The sequence below is a fragment of the Brevundimonas sp. CEF1 genome (assembly GCF_051353055.1).
GTDB lineage: Bacteria > Pseudomonadota > Alphaproteobacteria > Caulobacterales > Caulobacteraceae > Brevundimonas.
Genome location: NZ_CP195593.1, coordinates 2,889,556 through 2,912,524 on the forward strand (window position 1 = coordinate 2,889,556; position 22,969 = coordinate 2,912,524).

General features: G+C 66.2%; 27 protein-coding genes and 3 tRNA genes. 14 read left to right on the forward strand and 16 right to left on the reverse strand.

The annotated features are described in order from the left end of the window. The first annotated feature begins 88 nt into the window (after positions 1-88). Positions 89-1,258: an N-acetyltransferase gene (locus tag ACR9FL_RS14600; protein WP_436356103.1), complete on the forward strand. Its 1,170-nt coding sequence runs from the start codon at positions 89-91 to the stop codon at positions 1,256-1,258. On the opposite strand, the gene mscL is transcribed toward ACR9FL_RS14600, so the two are convergent. The 7 genes from mscL to aroA form a co-directional block, all read right to left on the reverse strand. Further along, a complete protein-coding gene (gene mscL, locus ACR9FL_RS14605; RefSeq protein ID WP_436356104.1) occupies positions 1,255-1,659 on the reverse strand; it encodes a large-conductance mechanosensitive channel protein MscL in 405 nt (134 codons plus the stop codon). The genes ACR9FL_RS14600 and mscL overlap by 4 nt on opposite strands. A 15-nt stretch (positions 1,660-1,674) precedes the next feature. Next, positions 1,675-1,965: an integration host factor subunit beta gene (locus tag ACR9FL_RS14610; RefSeq protein WP_105562595.1), complete on the reverse strand. Its 291-nt coding sequence runs from the start codon at positions 1,963-1,965 to the stop codon at positions 1,675-1,677. Positions 1,966-2,177: 212 nt separating this feature from the next. Then, positions 2,178-3,881 (reverse strand): 30S ribosomal protein S1, encoded by a 1,704-nt coding sequence (gene rpsA / locus ACR9FL_RS14615; protein WP_105562594.1) that lies wholly within the window; start codon positions 3,879-3,881, stop codon positions 2,178-2,180. A 172-nt stretch (positions 3,882-4,053) separates the two neighbouring features. Then, positions 4,054-4,704 carry a (d)CMP kinase gene (gene cmk / locus ACR9FL_RS14620; RefSeq protein WP_436356105.1) on the reverse strand — a complete coding sequence of 217 codons (651 nt, stop codon included), beginning with the start codon at positions 4,702-4,704 and terminating at the stop codon, positions 4,054-4,056. A 43-nt stretch (positions 4,705-4,747) separates the two neighbouring features. Then, the gene (locus ACR9FL_RS14625; RefSeq protein ID WP_436356106.1) at positions 4,748-5,062 is read right to left on the reverse strand and encodes a hypothetical protein; all 315 of its coding nucleotides are present in this window, start codon (positions 5,060-5,062) and stop codon (positions 4,748-4,750) included. Next, positions 5,059-5,319: a hypothetical protein gene (locus tag ACR9FL_RS14630; RefSeq protein WP_436356107.1), complete on the reverse strand. Its 261-nt coding sequence runs from the start codon at positions 5,317-5,319 to the stop codon at positions 5,059-5,061. The genes ACR9FL_RS14625 and ACR9FL_RS14630 overlap by 4 nt, the downstream gene beginning before the upstream one ends. 23 nt (positions 5,320-5,342) lie before the next feature. Beyond that, a complete protein-coding gene (gene aroA / locus ACR9FL_RS14635) occupies positions 5,343-6,578 on the reverse strand; it encodes a 3-phosphoshikimate 1-carboxyvinyltransferase (RefSeq protein WP_436358166.1) in 1,236 nt (411 codons plus the stop codon). Positions 6,579-6,787: 209 nt separating this feature from the next. Between aroA and ACR9FL_RS14640 the strand changes: the two genes are divergently transcribed. The 3 genes from ACR9FL_RS14640 to ACR9FL_RS14650 all read left to right on the forward strand — a co-directional run bounded on the left by ACR9FL_RS14640 (position 6,788) and on the right by ACR9FL_RS14650 (position 7,609). Continuing rightward, on the forward strand, positions 6,788-7,252 hold the full coding sequence (locus ACR9FL_RS14640) for a TIGR02300 family protein (protein WP_436356108.1): 465 nt from the start codon (positions 6,788-6,790) through the stop codon (positions 7,250-7,252). 125 nt (positions 7,253-7,377) lie between these two features. Continuing rightward, a tRNA-Ala gene (locus ACR9FL_RS14645) sits at positions 7,378-7,453 on the forward strand. Positions 7,454-7,533: 80 nt separating this feature from the next. After that, positions 7,534-7,609: transfer RNA gene (locus ACR9FL_RS14650), tRNA-Ala, on the forward strand. A gap of 50 nt (positions 7,610-7,659) precedes the next feature. On the opposite strand, the gene ACR9FL_RS14655 is transcribed toward ACR9FL_RS14650, so the two are convergent. Next, positions 7,660-7,872: a hypothetical protein gene (locus ACR9FL_RS14655; protein ID WP_436356109.1), complete on the reverse strand. Its 213-nt coding sequence runs from the start codon at positions 7,870-7,872 to the stop codon at positions 7,660-7,662. Positions 7,873-8,095: 223 nt separating this feature from the next. On the opposite strand from ACR9FL_RS14655, the gene ACR9FL_RS14660 reads away from it, so the two are divergent. Further along, on the forward strand, positions 8,096-9,007 hold the full coding sequence (locus tag ACR9FL_RS14660) for an isopenicillin N synthase family dioxygenase (protein ID WP_436358167.1): 912 nt from the start codon (positions 8,096-8,098) through the stop codon (positions 9,005-9,007). Between the two features lie 78 nt (positions 9,008-9,085). On the opposite strand, the gene ACR9FL_RS14665 is transcribed toward ACR9FL_RS14660, so the two are convergent. From ACR9FL_RS14665 to ACR9FL_RS14675, 3 genes are all read right to left on the reverse strand, one after another. Next, positions 9,086-11,056 (reverse strand): ubiquitin-activating E1 FCCH domain-containing protein, encoded by a 1,971-nt coding sequence (locus ACR9FL_RS14665; RefSeq protein ID WP_436356110.1) that lies wholly within the window; start codon positions 11,054-11,056, stop codon positions 9,086-9,088. Between the two features lie 61 nt (positions 11,057-11,117). Then, on the reverse strand, positions 11,118-11,822 hold the full coding sequence (gene mtgA, locus ACR9FL_RS14670) for a monofunctional biosynthetic peptidoglycan transglycosylase (RefSeq protein WP_436356111.1): 705 nt from the start codon (positions 11,820-11,822) through the stop codon (positions 11,118-11,120). Positions 11,823-11,864: 42 nt separating this feature from the next. Then, a complete protein-coding gene (locus ACR9FL_RS14675) occupies positions 11,865-12,830 on the reverse strand; it encodes a WD40 repeat domain-containing protein (protein WP_436356112.1) in 966 nt (321 codons plus the stop codon). Positions 12,831-12,927: 97 nt separating this feature from the next. Here ACR9FL_RS14675 and ACR9FL_RS14680 point away from each other — a divergent pair, with 97 nt between their 5' ends. Continuing rightward, positions 12,928-13,617, forward strand: coding sequence for an alpha/beta fold hydrolase (locus ACR9FL_RS14680; RefSeq protein WP_436356113.1), 690 nt, complete (start codon positions 12,928-12,930; stop codon positions 13,615-13,617). A 196-nt stretch (positions 13,618-13,813) separates the two neighbouring features. Here ACR9FL_RS14680 and ACR9FL_RS14685 read toward each other — a convergent pair whose 3' ends face one another. From ACR9FL_RS14685 to ACR9FL_RS14705, 5 genes are all read right to left on the reverse strand, one after another. Continuing rightward, on the reverse strand, positions 13,814-14,023 hold the full coding sequence (locus ACR9FL_RS14685) for a DUF2093 domain-containing protein (protein WP_436356114.1): 210 nt from the start codon (positions 14,021-14,023) through the stop codon (positions 13,814-13,816). Then, a complete protein-coding gene (locus tag ACR9FL_RS14690; RefSeq protein ID WP_436356115.1) occupies positions 14,020-15,105 on the reverse strand; it encodes a CobW family GTP-binding protein in 1,086 nt (361 codons plus the stop codon). The genes ACR9FL_RS14685 and ACR9FL_RS14690 overlap by 4 nt, the downstream gene beginning before the upstream one ends. A 44-nt stretch (positions 15,106-15,149) precedes the next feature. Further along, positions 15,150-16,139 (reverse strand): cation diffusion facilitator family transporter, encoded by a 990-nt coding sequence (locus tag ACR9FL_RS14695; protein WP_436356116.1) that lies wholly within the window; start codon positions 16,137-16,139, stop codon positions 15,150-15,152. 86 nt (positions 16,140-16,225) lie between these two features. Continuing rightward, positions 16,226-16,885: a hypothetical protein gene (locus tag ACR9FL_RS14700; RefSeq protein WP_436356117.1), complete on the reverse strand. Its 660-nt coding sequence runs from the start codon at positions 16,883-16,885 to the stop codon at positions 16,226-16,228. A 47-nt stretch (positions 16,886-16,932) separates the two neighbouring features. Further along, a complete protein-coding gene (locus ACR9FL_RS14705; protein ID WP_436356118.1) occupies positions 16,933-18,249 on the reverse strand; it encodes a class I SAM-dependent methyltransferase in 1,317 nt (438 codons plus the stop codon). Positions 18,250-18,449: 200 nt separating this feature from the next. Here ACR9FL_RS14705 and rplU point away from each other — a divergent pair, with 200 nt between their 5' ends. The 8 genes from rplU (at position 18,450) to lptB (ending at position 22,944) form a co-directional block, all read left to right on the forward strand. Then, on the forward strand, positions 18,450-18,929 hold the full coding sequence (rplU, locus tag ACR9FL_RS14710; protein ID WP_436356119.1) for a 50S ribosomal protein L21: 480 nt from the start codon (positions 18,450-18,452) through the stop codon (positions 18,927-18,929). A gap of 84 nt (positions 18,930-19,013) precedes the next feature. After that, on the forward strand, positions 19,014-19,298 hold the full coding sequence (gene rpmA / locus ACR9FL_RS14715; RefSeq protein ID WP_436356120.1) for a 50S ribosomal protein L27: 285 nt from the start codon (positions 19,014-19,016) through the stop codon (positions 19,296-19,298). Positions 19,299-19,470: 172 nt separating this feature from the next. After that, the gene (locus tag ACR9FL_RS14720) at positions 19,471-20,004 is read left to right on the forward strand and encodes a GNAT family N-acetyltransferase (protein WP_436356121.1); all 534 of its coding nucleotides are present in this window, start codon (positions 19,471-19,473) and stop codon (positions 20,002-20,004) included. Between the two features lie 124 nt (positions 20,005-20,128). Then, a tRNA-Leu gene (locus tag ACR9FL_RS14725) sits at positions 20,129-20,215 on the forward strand. Between the two features lie 158 nt (positions 20,216-20,373). Beyond that, complete coding sequence (locus ACR9FL_RS14730; protein WP_436356122.1) at positions 20,374-20,988, forward strand: ribonuclease D; 615 nt, start codon at positions 20,374-20,376, stop codon at positions 20,986-20,988. A gap of 7 nt (positions 20,989-20,995) precedes the next feature. Next, complete coding sequence (gene lptC, locus ACR9FL_RS14735; RefSeq protein ID WP_436356123.1) at positions 20,996-21,658, forward strand: LPS export ABC transporter periplasmic protein LptC; 663 nt, start codon at positions 20,996-20,998, stop codon at positions 21,656-21,658. A gap of 2 nt (positions 21,659-21,660) precedes the next feature. Further along, a complete protein-coding gene (locus tag ACR9FL_RS14740) occupies positions 21,661-22,140 on the forward strand; it encodes an LptA/OstA family protein (RefSeq protein ID WP_436358168.1) in 480 nt (159 codons plus the stop codon). 6 nt (positions 22,141-22,146) lie between these two features. Further along, the gene (gene lptB / locus ACR9FL_RS14745) at positions 22,147-22,944 is read left to right on the forward strand and encodes an LPS export ABC transporter ATP-binding protein (protein ID WP_436356124.1); all 798 of its coding nucleotides are present in this window, start codon (positions 22,147-22,149) and stop codon (positions 22,942-22,944) included. Positions 22,945-22,969 lie beyond the last annotated feature (25 nt).

The window sequence follows — 22,969 nt, forward strand, 5'->3', positions numbered from 1 at the left end:
CTGCAGATTGTTTGGGCGATGCAGGCCTGACTCACGCAACTAGGATTTGTGTTCACGGTGTCCCCGCCTTTGGAAAGGTCAGACGCTCATGACTGTTCGTCGCTTCCGGCCCGCCGACGTGCCCGACGTCAACGCCCTGCACCGCCGCGTCTGGTGGCCCGAACGGTCCCTTGAGGGCTGGCGCTGGCTGGAGAGCAATCCCGCCCGCGCCGCCCTGTCCGCGCCTGCCGGCTGGGTGGTGGAGGACGCCGAGGGTCGACCCGCCGCCTTCCTCGGCAACTTCATCCAGCGGTTCTGGATCGGCGAGCGCCCCCTTTTCGGCGCGACGGGCTTTTCCGTCATCGTCCCGCCCGAACAGAAGGGCCGCAGTCGCGACCTGATCAGCACCTTCATGGCCCAGCCTGGCTGCTTCCTTCGCTACACCCTCAACGCCAACGCCCGCTCCAGCCCCCTGTATCGAAAGTTCGGCATGGTCGCCTGGCCGACCAGGACCCACGCACAGAAGCTGTCGTGGATCATCAACCCCGCCGCCTGCCTCTACAGCCGGGGCCTGCGGGCTCTGGTGGCGCGGGAGCCGCGCGCCGCGCGCTGGCTCGGAGAACAGTTGATGCCGCCGCGCCGTGCCGCGCGACCGGTAGAGAGCCTGACCTTCGCGGACGGGGTCATGGGCCTGAGCGACCTCTCCGACTCGTCGCCCTATGGTCGCTTCTGGACGGCGCTGCAGGCCCAGGGGCGCGTGACGGCGGACCGCAGCCCCGCCATGATGCGCTGGCGACTGTCGGACCCCGACCTCAGCGTGCAGCCCCTGCATCTGGCGCGGCGACGGGACGGCGAGATCACCGGTCACGCCCTGGCCCTGCTTAGCAAGGGCAATTCGATCGAGCCGCCCACATTGGAAATCCTCGACCTGGAGGCGCTGGATCACGACAGGGCCGCCATCCCGGCCCTGCTCGCCGCCCTGCTGCAGATCGCTCCGACCCTCGGCGCCGCCAAGGTCAGGCTGCAGGTCGTCACGGAAAGCACCCTGCACGACCTGGGCGCCCTGGCGCGCAGGGCGCGACGCGAGGGCGGCTGGGGGCATTGCCATGTCGCCTTCGCCCCCGACGTCGAGGGCGCCGACGACTGGCGCCCTACCCCGTTCGACGGCGATTATTCGTTCTGTGTGCGTCCCCTGCCCGCACGACCGGCCGCGACTGCGAGGCGATGGTTCGCCGACAAGGCCGCGCCGATCGAGTCCAAGGCCGGCGCCCTCGGTTAGGGGCGAGCCTTCAGTTCGTCGCGGATCTCGGCCAGCAGGGCTTCGGTCGGGGTAGGAGCGGCCGGTTCGGCCGGCTGCTCGCGGCGCAGCTTGTTGATGCCCTTGACCGCCAGGAAGACCACGAAGGCCACGATCAGGAACTGGATCAGGGTGTTGATGAAGGCGCCGTACTGGATCGCCACCTTCTCGACGGCCTCGGTGGCCGGATTTTCGGGCACCAGAACCCATTCCATCTTGGAAAAGTCGACCTTGCCCAGCAGCAGACCGATCGGCGGCATCACCACCTGATCGACCAGGCTGGTGACGATCTTGCCGAACGAGGCGCCGATGATGACGCCGACCGCCAGGTCGACGACGTTGCCGCGGGCGGCGAACTCGCGGAATTCGGAAAACAGGCTCATGGATCAGTCTTTCGTTCAGGCGTCGCCAGAAGCGTTCAGGCGCTCACGAAGTTCCTTGCCGCTCTTGAAAAAGGGCACGGCCTTGGCCGGAACTTCCACGGTTTCGCCCGTGCGGGGATTGCGCCCGACCCGCGCCGGGCGGCTGCGCACCGAAAAGGCGCCGAAACCGCGCAGTTCGACCCGGCCGCCGTCGGACAGGGCCTCGGTCATCTGACCCAGGATGACGTTGACGACCCGCTCCACCTCGGCGTGGGTCAGGTGGATGTTCTCGGCCGCCAGCTTCTCGATCAGTTCAGACTTGATCATTCAGGCCCCCGCCCGTGGCTGTTTCAGATGCAGTCGCTTCCGTTCAGGTCCGCACCCTAACCGTCTGACGCCGCAGGAAGAAAGGGGTCTCGTCGGATTAGGAACGATTCTCACGGGCTAGCCTCGCCATTGGTGCGGGTTCTTGCCTCGGGCGCAAGAAAAAAGGCGGCTGGATCGCTCCAGCCGCCCCGTTTTCTGGTCGATGAGGAAGATTATTCCTTCGAACCGGCCTTCTCGCGAAGCGCGGCGCCCAGGATGTCTCCCAGCGAAGCGCCCGAGTCCGACGAACCGAACTGTTCGATGGCCTCGGCCTCGTCCTTCATTTCCAGCGCCTTGACCGACACCGAGACGCGGCGCGTGGCCTTGTCGATGCCCGTGATCATGGCGTCGACGCGATCGCCGACGGCGAAGCGTTCCGGACGTTGCTCGTTGCGGTCGCGCGACAGGTCCGACTTGCGGACGAAGGCCGTGACCGGCGCGTCGTCTTCACCGAACTTGACTTCGATGCCGCCGGTTTCAACCGCCGTCACCGTGACGGTGACTTGCTGGCCGCGCTTGTAGACGTCGCCTTCCATCGGGTCGCCGCCCAGTTGCTTGACGCCCAGCGAGACGCGTTCCTTCTCGATGTCGACGTCCAGCACCTTGGCCTTGATCGTCTCACCCTTGCGGTAACGCTGGATGGCTTCTTCGCCCGACACGTTCCAGTCCAGGTCCGACAGGTGGACCATGCCGTCGATGTCGTTGTCCAGGCCGACGAACAGGCCGAACTCGGTGGCGTTCTTGACTTCGCCCTCGACGGTCGAACCGACCGGGTGAGCCTCGACGAAGGCTTCCCACGGGTTGTTCTGGGCTTGCTTCAGGCCCAGCGAGATGCGGCGCTTGGCGCTGTCGACGTCCAGGACGATGACTTCCACTTCCTGCGAGGTCGAGACGATCTTGCCAGGGTGGACGTTCTTCTTGGTCCAGGACATTTCCGAGACGTGCACCAGGCCTTCAACGCCGGCTTCCAGCTCCACGAAGGCGCCGTAGTCGGTGATGTTGGTGATGCGGCCGGTGTACTTGGCGTTGACCGGGTACTTGGCTTCGACGCCGTCCCACGGATCCGACTGCAGCTGCTTCATGCCGAGCGAGATGCGCTGGGTGTCCGGGTTGATCTTGACGATCTGGACCTTGACGGTGTCGCCGACGGCCAGGACTTGCGACGGATGCGAGACGCGCTTCCACGACATGTCGGTGACGTGCAGCAGGCCGTCGATGCCGCCCAGGTCGACGAAGGCGCCGTAGTCGGTGATGTTCTTGACCACGCCTTCGCGGACTTCGCCCTCTTGCAGCTGGCCGACCAGCTCCGTGCGCTGCTCAGCGCGGGCTTCTTCCAGGATGGCGCGACGCGAGACGACGATGTTGCCGCGCGGACGGTCCATTTTCAGGATGGCGAAGGGCTGTTCCTTGCCCATCAGCGGGCCGACGTCGCGCACCGGGCGGATGTCGACTTGCGAGCCGGGCAGGAAGGCCGAGGCGCCGCCCAGGTCGACGGTGAAGCCGCCCTTGACGCGACCGACGATGGCGCCGTTGACCGGCTGACCTTCGGCGAAGACGACTTCCAGACGGGTCCAGGCTTCTTCGCGGCGAGCCTTGTCGCGGCTGATGACGGCTTCACCCAGGGCGTTCTCGACGCGTTCCAGGTAGACTTCGACGTTGTCGCCGACCTTCGGGATGACGGCGCCTTCGCCGATGCCGAATTCACGGGCCGGGATGCGACCTTCGGTCTTCAGACCGACGTCGATGATGATGATGTCTTTCTCGATGCCGACGACGCGGCCGTGAACGACCTGGCCTTCGCCAAGGTCGCGACCCTGCAGTTGTTCGTCGAGCAGCGCGGCGAAATCGTCACGCGAGGGGTTATGGGTGTCGGTCATGTAGCTCTGGGGTTGAGGCGCGCGACCGAATGGCCCCGCGCGGGTGGATAAAGAGATAGAAAGGGAAAATCAGGTCGTCAGGACGCGAGGCTGGCGCAAGGGGCGCAAACAAATAAAGCCAGTACGCCCGCGGCAGCCGAGGTCAGGAGCGTTGGATTTGTCCAGCCAAGGTCTAAACCCCGGCCCGGACGCGCGCCGCCTCGACGATACGGCGGGCCGCATCGAAGGCGGCTTCTATACCCAGATCGGTCGTGTCCAGCAAGACCGCGTCCTCGGCCTGGACCATGGGGGCGGAATCCCGACCAGAATCCCGTTCGTCGCGACGACGGATGTCCTCCAGCATGTCTGCGAAAGCGATGTCCTGCCCCCGCGCCGTCAGCTGCTTCCAGCGACGCTCGGCGCGGACCTCGGGAGTGGCGGTGACATAGAGCTTGGCCACCGCGTCCGGGGCGATGACCGTGCCGATGTCGCGACCGTCCAGAACCGCCCCGCCAGGTTGGCTGGCGAAGTCCTGCTGCAACTTCAGCAGGGCGGCGCGCACGCCCGGATGGCTGGCGACCCGGCTGGCCGCCTCGCCCGCATGACGCTCGGTCAGGCGCGGATTATTCGACAGGCCGGCGAGGTCCAGCGACAGGGCCGCCGCCTCAGCCGCGGCCGCGTCGCCCAGATCCTGTCCTGCGTCCAGCACCGCCAGACCGACGGCGCGATACAGCAGGCCGGTGTCCAGATGCGGCAGGCCGTAGTGCGTCGCCAGACGCGCCGCGATCGTCCCCTTGCCCGAGGCGGCGGGGCCATCGACGGCGATGACAAGATGCTTGTTCAAATCGATATTTCCTTCACGGCCCGCCGGGCGTGTCCGTTGCTTCTCACGGCTTCGGCCTCAGGACGCAAGCGATCCGGAAACATCCGAGCGCGAAAACCAGCAGAACCGCACTCGATCCCAGCATGATCCCGATACGACGCCAGAAGCGCTCGACAGCGACGGCCTCCGACAGGTCCAGGGCCGCGTGACCGTTCATGCGGCCGTCCGAAAGGTCCGACAGGCCTTCGACGAAAAAGCCGAGCGCGAACAGCAAAAAGCTCAGACACAGAACCAGCAGACCGGCGCCTATCGCCCTGAAAACGACATGCGCCGGCAGGGGCCTGGATGCGGGCGTGTTGACGCCGCGAGGCCCCGTCAATGCGACCGCTCCCGCCCGAAGAGCGCACGAAAGGCCGACCACGCGCAGACCGTCGCCACGCCGGCGCAGCATGCCAACCCCGCGCCGATGAAGACGATCATGCCCCAGAAGGCGACCGGATGATCGCCGGCGCTCAGGCCCGGCCCTTTTCGGCCCGGCAACCAGCCGCTCTGAACGATCTCGATCAGTTCGCGCCCGCCGATCCACAGCAGGACGCCGAGAAGACCGGCCGCGACGACATGACCCAGCCAGGGCATGCGTACGGCCGATCCAGACGCCCTCATCCGATGTCCGCGCCCAGGCCGTTCATCATCGCGACGAAGCCGGGGAAGCTGGTGGCGATCATTTCCGGGTCCAGCACCGAGACAGGCTGCTCGGCGGCCAGGCCGAGGATCAGGTGGCTCATGGCGATGCGGTGATCATGGGCGGTGGCCACGGTCGCGCCGCCCTTCACGGGGCCGCCGGTGACGATGAAGCCCTCGGCCTCTTCCTCCACCGCGACGCCGCAGGCGCTCAGGCCGGCGACCATGAGCGAAATCCGGTCGCTTTCCTTGACCCGCATCTCGCCGATGCCGCGCATGATGGTGCGGCCCTCGGCATAGGCGGCGACCGCCGACAGGATGGGATACTCGTCGATCATAGAGGCGGCGCGGTCTTCCGGCACGACGACGCCCTTGAGCGCCGAATAGCGGGCGGTGATGTCGCCCACGTCCTCGCCCCCGCTGACGCGGCGGTTGGAGATGGTCAGGTCGGCGCCCATCTCGATCCAGGTGTCGAACAGGCCGGTGCGCTGCGGGTTCAGCATGACGCCTTCGACCGTGACCTCAGCCCCCGGAACGATCAGGGCCGCCGCCAGGGGGAAGGCCGCCGAGGACGGATCGCCCGGCACGGCCACGGCGGTTCCGGCCAGTTTCTGCCCGCCCTGCAGGCGAATGCGCCAGCCATCGCCCTCCTCGGTCACGTCCACCGTCGCGCCAAAGGCGCGCAGCATCCGCTCGGTGTGGTCGCGGCTTTTCTCCGGCTCCACCACGACAGTCTCGCCCGCCGCGTTCAGCCCGGCCAGCAGGATGGCCGACTTGATCTGGGCCGAGGCCACCGTCTGCACATATTCAATGCCGCTCAGGCTTCCGCCGTGCAGGGTCAGGGGCACGCGATCCTCGGCCGCGTCCCAGTCGAAACGCGCGCCCATGTCGGCCAGCGGCCCGGTGACGCGCTTCATCGGTCGCTTCCTCAGCGAGGCGTCGCCGTCAAAGGTGGCGCTAAGGTCGTAGCCGGCGGCGGCGCCCATCAGCAGGCGCACCCCGGTCCCGGCGTTGCCGCAGTCGATGACAGAAGCCGGGGTCGTGAACCCGCCCTGCCCGGTCACGCGCCAGCGCCCCTCGCCCAGCCGCTCCACGGTCGCGCCAAGGGCCTCGACCGCACGCGCCGTGGCCAGGATGTCGTCGCCCTCCAGCAGGCCCTCGATCTCGGTCACGCCCTCGGCCATGCCGCCGAAGATCAGCGAGCGGTGCGACATGGACTTGTCGCCCGGCGCGCGCACGGCCCCCTTCAGGGATGCGGAAACAGGGCGCGCAGTCAGGGTCGAAGAGGCGGTCACCTGGCCAAAAACTCCGATTGTTCAGGAACGGCCGCGCTAAGCGGACAAGAAGGCTTTTGACAGCGGCCCCCTTGGGTGGCAAGGGAGCCGGCCTAATTCCGAAATTCAACTCCTGCGAAGGTAATCCCGTGGCCAAACCCGAACTGGGCCAAAAGCAGGTCTGCCCGAACTGCCAGGCCAAATTCTACGACCTGAACCGTCGTCCGGCGCACTGCCCCAAGTGCGACACCGAGTTCGATCCGCTTGAAGAAGCCCTGCGCAACCGTCGCGTTCGCGGCCGCACGGGCCCCGGCTTCGCCGCCGATGACGAGGCCGAGGATCAGGTCGCCGACAAGGCCGCCGACGGCGACGACGAGGAAGAAGACACCGAAGCCTCGACGCCTGAAATCGACGAGGATGGCCATGAGCCGATCCTGACGCCCGACGACGATGACGACGCCGAGCCCAGCGACGACGCCGGCATGGGCTCCTCGGACGGCGACGACGACGACGCCCTGGGCGACGACGACGATGACTCGGTGCCCTTCATCGAAGACGAGGACGACGACAACCTCGACGACGAGATCGTCAAGCCGTCGCGCGACGACGACTGATACCAAGGGTCGGAAAAATAAGCGGAAAAAAAGTTGTCAGAGCGGCTTGATCTCTCAAAAGGCCTGACATAGTTTCCGCCCCTCGCCGGGGCCGCAAATCTCCGGCGAGGCCGACCGAAAGGTTCGGGGCTTTAGCTCAGTTGGTAGAGCGCTTGCATGGCATGCAAGAGGTCAGCGGTTCGACTCCGCTAAGCTCCACCATCGAAGGCCCTGCGGAAATCCCGCGGGGCCTTCGTCCATTCTACCCCGGTTCGCCGGTCCATACCCAAGCCGCAAGGCGCGGGGCTTTAGCTCAGTTGGTAGAGCGCTTGCATGGCATGCAAGAGGTCAGCGGTTCGACTCCGCTAAGCTCCACCATCGAAGGCCTCGCGGAGCACCCGCGGGGCCTTCGTCCTGTCTGACCCGCCTCAGTCCTCGTCCATCGCTCGGAACATGGCCTCGGCCTCGTCAAAACTGTCATAGCTCAGTTGTTCGGGCGGACGCGCGATGACGAACCAGGTCAGAGACCGCCCGGGCGCCAAGGTGCGGGTCTGCTGCCAGAAACTACGGTCGGTCCGGCTTTGAAGAAGGGTCCACACCCCCTCGCCCTTCGGCGGTTCGGGCTGCGAGCGTGCGTCCATGGGGTCCCTCCATTCTGACTGAACCGCCACACCACAACAGCCAGGCTTGAGAGTCAAAGGTCAGCCGCCAAGCCGAAAGGGCGCCGGACTGCCAATTTGTTCCGGCAAGGCGTATGGAAGCCGCCATATTTTCATTCAGAGGCATGAACCGCCCGTGAGCTCATCGCTGACCGCATCCTCCGCCGAGGACAAGACCAAGACCCGCGCCATCGTCCCCGTGTCGATGCAGGGCTATGACGCCGACTTCCAGGCCTTCGCCGACGCCCTGGGCGCCTCCTTCTCGCGCTACGGTTTCGCCGTCATCGCCGACCACGGCCTGGACCAGCCGACCATCGACGCCGCCATCGCCGACGCCAAGGCCTTCTTCGCCCTGCCGGAAGACGTAAAGCGCCAGTATCACCAGGCCGGCACGGGCGGCGCGCGCGGCCTGACCCCCTTCGGCGTCGAAGCCGCCAAGGGCGCCGCCGCCGTGGACCTGAAGGAATTCTGGCACGTCGGTCGCGAACTGCCGGAAGGCCACCCCTATCGCAAATACATGCGCGACAATGTCTGGCCGACCGAGATCGAGGGCTTCCAGAGCCACCTTTACGGCATGTTCGACGCCCTGGATCAGCTGGGTCGCAAGATCCTCAAGGCCATCGCCCGCTACATGAAGCTGGGCGACGACTATTTCGAGGACAAGGTCGAACTGGGCAACAGCGTCCTGCGCATGCTGCACTATCCGCCGGTTCCCGCCGACGCGCCGGGCGTGCGCGCGGGCGCCCATGAGGACATCAACGTCATCACCCTGCTGCTGGGCGCCGAAGAGGCCGGTCTGCAGCTCAAGGACGCCGATGGCGAGTGGCTGGACATCGCCCCGCCCGCCGGCGCCCTGGTGGTCAATATCGGCGACATGCTGCAGCGCCTGACCAACCACGTCCTGCCGTCGACGACGCACCGCGTGGTCAACCCGGCCCCCGAGCGTCGCGGCTTCGCCCGCTATTCGACGCCCTTCTTCCTGCATTTCAACCCGGACTTCCCGATCGAGACCCTGCCCTCGACCATCACCGCGGAAAACCCCGACCGCTATGCGGGCAAGACCATCCTGGCCGAGGACTTCCTGATGGAGCGCCTCAAGGAGATCCGCCTGATCTGACGGATCGGCGCATCGCCACAAGGAAGAAGGGCCGGCGGAGCGATCCGCCGGCCCTTTTTGCTTGTCCGCTCACCCGCGTCAGCGAGCGATGCGCAGTCGGGTGATGTCCCGGCCAATCGCCTTGAAAGCCTCAGACAGATCTGTGTTCTTGTTCGGTGTGAAGAAGTGACCGGTGCTGGTGGCGCAGGCCTGCATGACCTCGCGCGCAGTATCGACACCCGGCCCTCCAATGGCGGTGCTCAGGTTGAAGCCGACGGTATAGACGACGATCCCCTCCCTCTTCATCGCGTCGCACAGAGCCACGGATTGAGCGAAGGGAGTGCCGTTCGGCGCGCTGCAATTGATCTGATAATTGGTATCGCCTGACCCTTTAGTCGGCGCGTCCTTGGAAATCACCCCCTGGCAATAGGGGTTGTTGAACTCCCCGTCCGTCATGAGCACCACCGCCTTCAGGGTTTTCGACGGCTCATAGTCATTGGGCGCGCTGGCCGCTGGCCAGATCGAGTTGAAGTTCGGCGAGACCGCATACCACCCCCATTCGATGCCAATCTGACCTGCTGTGGAGCCGGCCGCTTGATAGGCGTCAATCTGATCGTTCACCCCGTCCTTGGTGTCGACCAAATGGGTCAAGGGCGTGATCTGATTGCTCAGGCAACGATTGCCGGAATGTGGATAGTTGCGGCCAACCCAATCGTTCACATCTGGGGTCCGATCGGTTGGAATCAGTTCGCCTCTGTTGTTCCGGACGGTCCAAAGACGTTCACTGACGCAGGTGCTGGACGGAAGCTCCCTAACTGCCGTCGCACTGTTCCGACCGATGAAATACCGCTCGGTACAGCCGTCATAGCCGCACTGAACCGTGCCGCCGCGGCTGTAGGCGGCTTGATCCGGCCCCTTGAGGCCGACGCTGAACTGGTCGTCGGAAATCTTGGCGACCAGAAAATAGGGGTTATTGTTGCTGTTCAGGGCCGTCATGCCCTGGACACCGGACATTTTTACGCGATCCCCGGTTGAAAGGGTATGGGCGGTCAAGGTTGTCACCACCACATCGCAGTTCGCCGCCCAACAACGTCGGAATGTTCCGCCCGATCCGCTCCGAGAATAATTCGACAACTTGAATGTATTACCACTCACATAGGACACCCGGTGGATAGAATTATTTAAACCGCTGGAAGCATTCTTAACACCGCTGACATAGATGTATTCGTTTTCTTTAAGACCATGGTCGGTCGATGTAAAAGTTCCGGACGAAATCTGTGAAATGTTCTTACTGCTGTCACCCCAACCGGCAGATTTAATATCCTTAACTCCCTGCAACGGTCCGCGCACCTTGTCAGCGTAGGATCCTAGGTTCACGCCCATCGAGTAGGGGACCAGGGCAACACGAGAAGTGAAGGGTTCCTGCTCCTTCTGAACCACGATGCCGACCAATTCCTTGGCCGCGTCCTTCAGGCTGGCCAAGGCGCCGCCGTCGGCCATCGAACCGGTGATGTCGAGCACCAGCGCCACCTCGACGTTGCGCGAGGCGCGCAGAACCTCCGAGCGGCTTCCTACCGGCAGGTAGTCATCCAGGATCTGGCCGTAGGGCGGCAGGATGATATTGGCGACCAGGACCTTCACATCCACACGGGCGTCGGCGACAATTCTGTTGTCCACCAGAGTGAAACTGGCTTCATCGCGGAGCAGGACGCCGTCCCCATCCGTCTTGAAGTAGGCTGGCATATTGGCCTGCAGCGCCGCCAAACCGATCCGGTCCAGATCACTATCGGTGGTGTATTTCGACCGCGCCGCCGCCAGAGCCGCGGCGTCCAGCGCATCCTGCAGGTCGGCCTTCACCTTGGACGCCTGGTGGATGTCGATGGCGCCGAGCGACACCATGAGCAGCACCGGCAAAGCCAGGGCGAACAGCATGGCCACATTGCCGCCTGCGCCCCTGGCGAAGCGCGCTGCAAAGCGCCGTACGGCATGCGCCAGCCGGTTCATCCCCTTCGTCAGCCCGTTCGTCACCGCTATCGCACCCTGAAATCCGCGACGGGCGCAGGCCCGCATTCCGGCGGATCGTGACGCGGTTCGGTTAAGGCTTGGCTCTATGCTGACGGTTAACGCCGCCTTAGCGGTTGACGCAGCGGTCCAGCCCCGCCTCGCGCACCGTGCCCATGGCGGCCTGGATGCGGCTGGCCCGGCGGCGAACATAGGGGCCGGGCGAGGCCGCCTTGTAGCGGCGCGGGCTGGGCAGGATGGCGGCCAGACGAGCGGCCTCGCGGGCCGTCAGGTTCTCGGCGCTCTTTCCAAACCAGTGACGCGAAGCAGCCTCGGCGCCATAGACGCCCGGCGCCCACTCGGCGACGTTCAGATACATCTCCATGATCCGGCGCTTACCCCAGACCAGTTCGATCAGGCCCGTATAGCCGGTCTCCAGCCCCTTGCGGACCCAGTCGCGGCCGGGCCAGAGGAAGACGTTCTTGGCCGTCTGCTGACTGATGGTCGAGCCGCCCCGCACCTTGCCCGAACCCCGCTGCTCGGCGCGCTCATTGGCCTCCAGCGCCTTCTGGATGGCCTCGACGTCAAAGCCATGGTGCTGACAGAAGCGGGCGTCCTCGGCGGCGATCACCGCCTCCACCAGACGCGGCGAGATGTGGTCCAGCGACCGCCAGCGATAGTCCATGCCGTGCCCGGCGACCGCCTGCTGGACCATCAGGATGGTGAACAGCGGCGGCACGAAGCGGTGCAGCACCACCCCGCCGATCGGGATCAGAGCCAGGATCAGCAGCAGGGTCAGCAGCGGGCGCCGCTTGCGGGTCTTCGCACGGGTCATGACGCCATCCTGCCGGGCTCAAGCTTCAGCGCAAGCGCGATCTCAGAGCGAGACCACGCCCGCCTGACCGTCCTCGTCGGCCCAGGCGACGCGAGCCGCGCCCGAACTCATGGCCAGGGCGACGATGGGCGCCCCCTTGTCCTTCCTGATGAAGTCCAGCCCCTGCCCCGCCGGATCGGCCCACCAGACGCGGCCGTCCTCCAAACCCGCCGCCAGGCGACCGTGCGCAGGCGCCGCGGCGACCTGGGCGATCAGGGTGGATTCGTCGAAGCCGATCTCGGTCGCCTCGCGGCCCATCGGGCCGTTGGCGCCGATGAAGGGCCACAGCACCACGCCCTGGGCGCCGGCGGTGGCCAGAAGCTGGCCCTTGGCCAGGAAGGCGAAGCTCTTGATCTTGGACGGATAGCCGCCCATCCGCATGTTCTTCTGATCCTTCAGACGCCAGCCATGCATCTGATTGTCCTGCATGGCGGTGACGACGAAGGCGCCGTCGGGCGAGAAGCCGACCATCAGGTGCGAGCCCGCCCAGGCCATCTTGACCGGCTGCTGCTGCTCGATGCGAGCATACCACAGCCAGGCCCCGCCATAGGTCGAGGTGGCGATGCGGCGCCCCTTGGGATCGAAGGCCACGCCCGAAACCGTGCGTTCGTGCTGGAAGTCGCGGCGGAAGGCCACGTCCTTGCTGTCGATCACCGACAGGGTGCGCCCCGCCGAAAAGGCGATCAGGCCGCTCTCGGCCGAGGCGTCGATGGCGTCGATCCATTGTCCTTTTGCGGTAGCCAGGACGACGCTCTCGCCCTCGCGGCTCCACACCACCTTGCCGTCATCGCCGCCGGTGACGATCCCCTCGCCCGAGGGGTGGACGCCGGCGCACAAAACGGCCCCGTCATGGACCTCGCTGCGGGCGCCGTTCTCGAAGCGCACCGAGCCGTCGCCCAGAGCGAAAATGGCGCCCGTCTTGTCGAACAGGGCGGCGGTGACCTGGGCGTCGAAGGAGAAGGTCGGCATGGCGGCTCACGCAAGGCAGGAAAAGTCAGACGCGCCTCATAGCCTCCTGCATCGCGTCTGTCGCGCCGCACGCCGACTTGGGCCTATAGAGAGGCCCATGATCCTGCTGCTCATCCCCGGCTTCATGGCCGACGCCACCCTGTGGGACGCCATGGCCGATGACCTCGCCCCGTTCGGGCCTCTGGTCGCCACCGACCTGAGCCGAGGCGAGGACATCGAGAGCATGGCCGCCGCCATCCTGAGCGATGCGCCCGATCGCTTCGTCGCCGTGGGCTTTTCGATGGGCGGCTATGTGGCGCGCGAACTGGCGCGCATCGCGCCGGACCGGGTCGCGGCCCTGATCCTGATCGCCACCTCGGCGCGTGGCGACACCGAGGAACTGATCCGCCAACGCCGTTCGGCGCTCAAGGCCGCCCCCAAGGCGTTCAAGGGCCTGAGCCGTCCGGCCATCGTCTCGTCCCTGCATCCCGATCTGGCCGGGGACGAAGCAATGATCGCGCGGGTGCGCGACATGGGCCTGCGACTGGGCGGCGAGGTCTTCCATCGCCAGTCGGCCATGGCCCGCGCCGGCGACCTCGACCGGCTGGGCGAGATTCATCAGCCGACCCTGATCGTGGCGGCGGACGCCGACCGGCTACGCGGAATGGATGAGGCCGAGGAACTGCATCGCGGGATCGCGGGCTCGACGCTGGTTCACGTCGCCGACAGCGGCCATATGATCCCGCTGGAGCAGCCGGAAGTGTTGGCGAAAGTGATGACGGACTGGCTGAAAACCCTCTCCCGATAGGAGAGGGCTTGAGCGCGCGGCGGCAACGCCGTCGCCCTTGCGCGAAAGGGTGAGGGTTGGCGGTCGAAGTCGGCCAAAGGCCGCCGCGCAACGGCTTACGCCGACTGAAAGGACAACCCCCTCACCCTTTCGGCTTGCGGATCGCCTGCGGCTCTCCGAGCCTCAAGCCCTCTCCCGCCGGGAGAGGGTGCGCGTTCTATTTATGCGTCTCGACCCAGCGCTGGGTCATCAGAGCGCCCGAGGCGTAGGCTTCCTGCAGTTCCACGCTCCAGTAGTTGAGCATGTCCAGCGGGATGACCGCGCCCGAGACGGCGCAGCGCACGTGGTCGCCGCTCTTGACGATCTCGAACTCGGGCGTGCCGTAGATCACCTTGGCCTCGACCCTCGCTCTGGGCGGCGGGTTCATGCCGCGCAGGCCTCGAACCCGGCCTTCAGTTCGGCCTCGTTGAGGTCGCGGCCGATGAAGACGGCGCGGCTCCAGCGGCGTTCCTTGTCGCCCCAGGGCTGCTGAAGGTCGCCTTCCAGAATCATGTGCACGGCCTGGAAAACCAGGCGGCGGTCCTCGCCGTCCACGTCGATGATGCCCTTGGCGCGCAAGATGTTCTGACCCTGCTCGCCCAGCAGCTTGTCCAGCCAGGCCGTGAACTTCGCCCCGTTCAGCGGGCGATCCAGCGTCAGGGAGATGCCCTTGATGTCGTCGTTGTGGGCATGGCCGCGCGGGCCATGGGCATGATGGTCATGGCCGTGATCGTGGTCATGACCGCAATGCTCGTCATGAACGTGATCATGGCCGCAGTGTTCGTCGTGGACATGGCCCTCGGCGCCGTGGGGCGGGTTCACGAAGTCCGGCTTGACCTCGAGGATGCGCTCCAGATCGAAGGCGTGCAGGCCCAGGACCTGATCCAGCGGCACGTTCGAGCGCTCGGCACGGACGATGGGGGCCAGCGGGTTCAGCGCGCGCAGGCGCGCCTCGACGGCGCCCAGTTGGGCCTCGTCCACCAGGTCGATCTTGTTCAGGATGATGCGGTCGGCGAAGGCGACCTGCTCGCGCGCTTCCTTCGAGTCATCCAGACGCGCCATGACGTGCTTGGCGTCGACCAGGGCGGTGACGCTGTCCAGCTGGGTCTTGGCCTTGACCTCGTCGTCGACGAAGAAGGTCTGGGCCACCGGACCGGGGTCGGCCAGGCCCGTGGTCTCGACGATGATGGCGTCGAAGGCGGGCTTGCCGGGGCGCTGGCGCTTCATCAGGCCGTTGACCACGCGGATCAGGTCGCCGCGCACCGTGCAGCAGACGCAGCCGTTGTTCATCTCGAACACGTCCTCGTCGGCGCCGACCACCAGGTCGTTGTCGATGCCGATCTCGCCGAACTCATTGACGATGACGGCGTAACGCTTGCCGTGGTCCTCAGTGAGGATGCGATTCAAAAGGGTGGTCTTGCCGGCGCCGAGGTAGCCGGTGAGGACGGTCACGGGAGTCTTCTGGGTCATGGGCGGCTAGATGGAGCGTCGGGGCCGAAAATGGAAGGCCCCGCTCAGCAGCTCGGGCAATCCGGCAGGGCGCCGCTTTCCAGCTGGAAGGTGGTGTGACTGACGCCAAAACGGCCGCGGGCCACGGCCTGCGCCTCGACCAGCAGGGCGTCGGCGTCGGGTCGGTCGTGGACCAGGTGCGCCGTCAGGGCCGTGTCCGTGGTCGACAGGCCCCAGACGTGCAGGTCGTGGACGGCGCTGACGCCCGGCAGGGCCAGGAAGGCGTCGCGGACCTGATCCACCTCGACCCCGTTCGGGGCGGCGTCGAGCGCCAGATTGACCGAGTCCTTCAGCAGGCCCCAGGTGCCGATCATGATGACGGCCACGATGCCCAGACTGACCAGGGCGTCGATCACGGCCCAGCCGGTCAGCAGGATGACGGCGCCCGCGACCACAACGCCCAGCGACACGGCGGCGTCGGCCATCATATGCAAATAGGCCCCGCGCACGTTCAGGTCCTTATGCTGATCCTTCATGAACAGCAGGGCCGTGCCCAGGTTGATGACGAAGCCGATGCCCGCCACCGCCATGATGACGCCGGACGCCACCGGCGCCGGCTCGGCCAGACGCCGAATGGCCTCGAAGGCGATGGCCCCGCAGGCGAAGATCAGCAGAAGCGCATTGCCCAGAGCCGCCAGCACCGTGGCCTTGCCGTAGCCGTAGGTGCGCCTGGTGCCCGCCGCGCGGCGCGCCAGCCAGGCGGCGCCGCCGGCCATGGCCAGACCCAGAACATCGGACAGGTTGTGGCCCGCATCGGCCATCAGGGCGGTGGAATCGGCCCAGATCCCGGCCCCGAACTCGCAGGCCACAAAGGCCAGGTTGACGATCAGGCCGACGGCGTAGCGCCAGTCGCCGGTGTCCACAGGTCCATGATGGTGTCCGCCGATGCCGTGCGAATGGCCGTGGTCATGCCCGTGCCCGTGGCTGTGGCCGTGCGAATGATCATGCCCCGCATGCGAATGGTCGTCATGGTCGTGTGCGTGATCGTGCGCCATGCCGTCCCCTCTAGGCCTGCCCGCCATGCCGCGTCAACGACAGCGAACATAAGTCATTGAATGTAAATATATAACCTATCAGCACATCAATGCTGATGGGTCATCACCAGGAAGCCGATCAGGATCAGGGCGACGCCCAGAATCGCCCCTTCATAGCGCGCCCAGCGCTCCAGTCGCAGGATGGAGTATCCGGCGCTGGCGAGCGCCGCCAGCAGGGTCATGCCCAGCACCGTCCCCGCCGCAAAGGCCAGGGTCAGCAAGGCCAAGGCCATGACGCCCTCTGTCGCCGACGACAGATAGATGGGCAGCAGGACCTCGCCCGGCGTCACCGCCATCATCAACACCAGACCCCAGAAGGCGGCTCGGTCCGACACGGCAGGCTCGGGCGTCTCGGCCTCCGGCCCCGTCGCCGTGATCGGCTTCTGCAGAGAGGCCCGCGCCAGATAGAAGGCGCCGAATATAAAGAGCAGGGCCGCCGAAAGATGCGGCAGCAGGCCGCCGATCCAGGCGTTCAGCGCCAGACCAGCCGCCACGATCAACGACCCGACCAGGGCCGTCGAGGCGATGTGGGCCAGGCCGGCCGTCACCGCCACCGTCATAACCCGCATCAGACTCCACCGCTGCGCTCGCCCGACCAGGACAAAGGGCAGCCAATGGGTCGGCAGGGCCGCATGCAGGAAGGCCGCGACGAATCCCCCGCCCAGAAGCGAAATCAGAACGGGCTGCTGCAGATCGGGCGGCGACATCCCGGCCGCTATATCCTGTTACTTTGTAACGGTCGATACCCTTTTCGCTAACGATAGAGACTGGCGCGATCCAGCGGCAGGCCCGAAGGCCCTGCCCGACGTTTCTGGGCCACGGTCTGATAGACCTGCACGGCGCCCCGCTCGAATCCCTTGGCGAACAGGGCGAAATAGATGAGCCACAGCCGTGTGCGCGCCTCGCCCGCCAAACGATAGGCCTCATCGCGGCGCTCATACAGACGCCGCGTCCATTCGCGCAGCGTCAGCTCGAAGTGCTCGCGCATATCCTCCACGTCCAGGGTCTCGAAGCCCAGCCGCCCCAGGTTGGTGACGGTCATGCCGATGGTGTCCAGCTCGCCGCCAGGGAAGATGAAGCGGGTGATGACCTTGGTCGTAGGCGTGGGGCGCAGTTCGCCCTTCCCGCCGCGCCGCACCGAGGCCTGATGGAAATAGAGGCCGCCGGGCTTCAGCAGGCGCCGCATCTGTTCGAAGTGCCGTTCATGGTTGGCGAAACCGGCGTGTTCGAACATTTCGACCTGGGCGATGGCGTCATAGGCGGCGTCGCCCGTCACCTCGCGATAGTCCTTCAACTCCAGGGTCACCCTGTCCGACAGGCCCAGCCGCTCGACCTTGGCGCGGGCGAAATCGAGCTGCGCCTGGCTGAGGGTGACGCCATGAACATGGACGCCGTAGTTTCCGGCGGCCCAGCAGGCCAGACCGCCCCAGCCGCAGCCGACGTCGAGCATCCGCTGACCCGGCTTCAGCCGCAGCTTGCGGCAGATGCGATCCAGCTTCTCCTGCTGGGCCGCCTCCAGCGTCGCGTCGTGAGCGGTGAAGTAGGCGCTGGAATAGACCATCTCCGGGTCGAGGAAGAGGCCGTAGAAGTCATTGCCGACATCATAGTGGAACTGGATGAAGTCCTGGTCGCGCCGCCCGCTGCGATCGCGCCCCACGCCGTCGTCGCCCGTGGCGTCCCAGGCCGGCAAGGCGTCGCCCTGGCCCTCGCCTCCCCCCAGCAGGAAGGGCATGGCTTCGCGCGCGATCAGCCAGCGGTCCAGCGACCGCTTCAGATGCACCGCGCGTCCGTGGTCCCAGCGATCGGCCGCCTCCAGCGGGCTGCCGCCCTCGACCTTCAGGTCCCCCGAGGCGAAAAGCTCGAACAGGGTCATCAGGCCGGGCTTGAGAATCAGCCGCCGCACAGCCCCCGGTCGCGCCACCACGATCTGGATGTCGTCCCGAGCCCCCGGCCCCAGCGGCAGGACCTCTCCGGTCCATAGACGCAGAGAGAGGTCGGCCTTGAGGTGCTCAGCAATATGGCTGACAATACGGCGTGCGGCGACGACGCGCCGATCTGTGGTCTGGTTCATATCAAGCCCCTCCGAACAGGGTTCGCCAATTACACAGGCGACGGCGCGGGGCCAGCCCGTCCGAACCCTTCAGCCGCCGCGCGGGCTTTTCGCGCCGTGCACGTTGACTCTGCCTCCCCCTTCCGTATATGTCGCCGCTCTTCGCCCGCAGGGTTTCCTGACGGGCGCATTCTTTTTTGCGTTCACGCTGAGGCTTCCAAATGTACGCGGTGATCAAGACCGGCGGAAAGCAGTACCGGGTTCAACCGGGCGATGTGATTGTTGTCGAGAAGATCGACGGCGACGCTGGCGCTGCCGTCAATTTCGGTGAAGTCCTCATGCTGGGCGGCGACAAGGGTGTTACGGTCGGCGCTCCGCTGATCGACGGCGCCGCTGTCGCAGCCACGCTGATCGAGACCCGCAAGGGCGAGAAGATCAAGATCTTCAAGAAGATCCGTCGCCAGGGCTACCGCCGCACGAACGGCCACCGCCAGATGGAATCGGTCCTGCGCATCACCGGCATCGAAGGCGCCGGCGAGAAGGCCAAGTGGGACGGCAAGGTCGATCTGATGACCAAGGCTGAAATCAACGCTCGCGCCCGTGGCCTCGCCCCGCGCGTTGAAGCTGTTGAAGCCGAGGCCCCCAAGGCCAAGAAGGCTCCCGCCAAGAAAGCCGCCAAGGCTGAAGGCGCCGAAGCCTAAGACATTCATCGGCGCCTCGTTCGGCGCCTGCCAAGACGTTAAGGTCGCGCTCCAGCAGCGCACCTAAGGAAGAGGAGCAGCAAGATGGCTCACAAGAAATCCGGCGGTTCGTCGCGTAACGGTCGCGACTCCCATTCCAAGCGCCTTGGCGTGAAGAAGTACGGCGGCGAGATGGTTCTGGCCGGCAACATCCTCGTGCGTCAGCGCGGCACCACCTTCCACCCCGGTGAGAACGTCGGCCTTGGCCGCGACCACACCCTGTTCGCCACCGCGAACGGCGCTGTGAAATTCACCACCAAACGTGGCGGCCGTTGTTACGTGTCGATTCTCGCGGCCAACGACGACGCTCAGGCCATGGCCGCCGAGTAACGCGAACTGGACAAAATCCGGGATCGCGTTGCTCAAGAAGCCGCGATCCGGACCAGGGAAATTTTCCGCGGGGAGTCTGGATCACCAGGCTCCCCGTTTGCGTTTCCCCGCCTCGCTGACCGCCCGAGCCCTGATGAACAAGGACGGCGGTCGCACCAAAGGGGCGTGACCCATGTGCGTGATTGAAACCTCTCCCGTCGTCGAAACCCGGCGCCTCATCCTGCGTGCGCCCGGCGCCCAGGACGTGACCCGCATCGCCGCCCTGGCCAACGACCGCGACATCGCGCGCATGACCAAGCGCATGCCCCACCCCTTCCAGGTGGCCGACGCCGAGGACTTCGTCCTGCACGTCGCCGCCCAGGACCCGAAGCGCGCCAACACCTTCGTCATCGAGCACGAAGACCTGGGGCCGGTCGGCGTCATCGGCCTGTTCGAGGGCGAGGACGCCGTGCCCGAGGCCGGCTACTGGATCGGTCGTGACTTCTGGGGCCGGGGCTTCGCCACCGAAGCCCTGGAAGGCGCCCTGGTCTGGGCCTCGAAGCGGTGGAAGCGTCGCGCCCTGGTCGCCGGCCACTTCGCCGACAACCCCGCCTCGGGCCGCGTGCTGGAGAAGGCCGGCTTCCTCTATACGGGCGAGACCCGCCCCGCCTTCAGCCAGGCGCGCGGCGCCGTCGCCGACACCCGGATGATGGTCTGGCTGGCCTGATAGAACGCTGATTTCGCGGGAATTTCGACCAACAGTGCAGTTTTTTCAGAGATCAGAAAAAAGCCTGTTGACCGGCCGAAAGCTCCCCCCTATTAGTCCGGGCCTCGGCGGGGCGACCCACCGGGCCCAGATGGCGGAATTGGTAGACGCGCTGGCTTCAGGTGCCAGTGGCTTAACGGCCGTGGAGGTTCGAGTCCTCTTCTGGGCACCACATTCTCAAACGGCGTCGTATCCGATCGGATACGGCGCCGTTTGTCATTTCAGCCCTCCTCTTTATCTCTCGGCGAAAGCAAAGGTTGGCCCTGCGTCCTAGCGATAGCGCGCGGTTCGTCTATGTTGTCGCCCTGAACGACTTCCCGAGTTTTGCCCATGACCGTTTACCTGCACGAAGGCGACCTGCCCGACGGCCTCGACCTCGGTCCCGAGGTCGCGATCGATTCCGAGACCATGGGCCTGCGCTTCCGTCGCGATCCCCTGTGCGTGGTGCAGCTGTCGTCGGGGAACGGCGACGCCCACGTCGTGCGGCTGAACCGCCCCGGCTACGACTGCCCCAACCTGAAGGCCCTCCTGGCCGATCCCAAGGTGCTGAAGATCTTCCACTTCGGTCGCTTCGACATCGGCATGTTCGATCTGCACCTCGGCGTCGAGACCCGCCCGGTCTATTGCACCAAGATCGCCTCCAAGCTGGCCCGCACCTATACCGACCGTCACGGCCTGAAGGACGTGGCGCGCGAACTGGCCGGCGTGGACATGTCCAAGGCCCAGCAAAGCTCGGACTGGGGCTCGCCTGTCCTGTCGCAGGCCCAGCTGGATTACGCCGCCTCGGACGTCCTCTACCTGCACGCCATCAAGGCGAAGCTGGACGTCATGCTGGAGCGCGAAGGCCGCGCCGAGCTGGCCCGCGCCTGCTTCGACTTCCTGCCCACCCGTTCACGTCTCGACCTGGCCGGTTGGGACGAGATCGACATCTTCGCCCACGCCTGAGGATCGAATGAGCGACCGCGACGCCCAGGAAGCGCGCAAGCGGGCCGACGAGGCCCGGGTCGCCCAGGCGGGCGAGCGCTGGCGCGCGCGCTCGCGTCGGGTCAGGCTGTACCGCCGCGTCCTGCCCATCGTCATCCTGATGCTGGCGGGGGGCGCCCTGACCTGGACCGTCTTCCGCACCGTCATGTCGGGCGTCGAGCGCAAGGCCAGCGAAAGTCGGGAAATCCGCCTCGACAACCCCATGTTCCACGGCCAGGACGCGCAGGGCCGCTCCTTCGTCGTCGGGGCCAAGGGCGCGATCCGCGATCCGGCCACCGGCTATTTCCGCCTGGTCGGCCCCCTGCTGAAGCTGAACCTCGGCGGTCGCAAGGTCACGGAACTGACCGCCGACGGCGGCACCTATATCGAGACCAGCCGCAAGGTGGTGATCGGTCCCAATGTGAAGATTTCGGACGGCGGCTCCGGCTTCGTCCTGACCACGCCGGAAGCCGTGGTCGACACCAATACGGGCGTGGTGACGGGCGACAAGGGCGTCCAGGGGCAAGGGCCTCTTGGAACCATAAACGCTTCGTCCTATGCCATCTATGATCAGGGCCAACGGGTCGTCTTCAGCGGCCAGGGCGAAAACAAGATAAGCGGGACCATAAACCCCGCGGGATCCGGCAGGTGACCATGTCCAAGTCGAACACCATGATCGCAGGCGCCGCCCTGCTGCTGGCCCTGACGGTCCCCGCGACCTCCGGCGCCCAGAGCGCGCGCGCCGACGCCTCCAAGCAGCCGGTCCAGTATGGGGCCGACGGCGGCGAGTACACGCCCAACGGCTTTGCCCTGCGCGGCCGGGCCGAGCTGACCCAGGGCGGCAACCGCCTGCGCGCCGACGCCATCACCGGGGTCACGGACAATGGCGACCTGAGCCGGGTCGAGGCGACGGGCAATGTCTATTTCGTCACCCCGGACCAGAGCATGCGCGGCGACCGCGCCGTCTACACCCTGAACAACGCCGAGGTGGTGGTGACCGGCGACGTCATCCTGACCCAGGGCAAGAACGTCCTGACCGGCAATCGCCTCGTCTATAACGTCCGCACCGAGAGCGCCCGCATGGAAGGCGGCAATGGCCGCGTCCAGGGCGTCTTCTATCCGCAAGGGAACTGACCCCGCTTGGCGCGCAAGGAACTCTCAGCCCTCAACCTCGACCAGGCGGCCGCGGACGACACGCCCGCGATCGAGGAAGCGCGCCAGACCGGCCTGCGCGTCGAGCACATCGCCCGTAGCTTCGGACAGCGTCAGGTGGTCAGGGACGTTTCCCTGACCGTGCAGCGTGGCGAGGTCTGCGGTCTTCTGGGCCCCAACGGGGCGGGCAAGACCACCTGCTTCTACATGATCACCGGCCTTATCCCGGCCGACAGCGGCGCCATCTGGCTGGACGGCGAAGAGATCACCCAGCAGCCCATGTATCAGCGCGCCCGCATGGGCCTCGGCTATCTGGCGCAGGAAGCCTCCATCTTCCGCGGCATGACGGTCGAGCAGAACATCAAGGCCGTGGTGGAACTGCGCGAGAAGACCGCCGCCGGCATACGCGAGGAAACCAGCCGCCTGCTGGAAGAGCTGCGCATCGACCATCTGCGTCACGCCCCGGCCACCGGCCTGTCGGGCGGCGAGCGTCGCCGCGTCGAGATCGCCCGCGCCCTGGCCGCTCGCCCCAGCTTCATGCTGCTGGACGAACCCTTCGCCGGCATCGATCCCCTGGCCATCGCCGACATCCGTCACGTGATCCGCTACCTGTCCAGTCAGGGCATCGGCGTGCTGATCACCGACCACAACGTGCGCGAGACCCTGGACATCATCGACCGCGTCTCGATCATCTCGGCCGGTTCGGTCCTGTTCGAAGGCACCGCCGACGAGGCGGTTCACGACGCCGAGGTGCGCCGCGTCTATCTCGGCGAAATGTACGCCTGAGGCGCGAACCGACGCTTGCCGAACG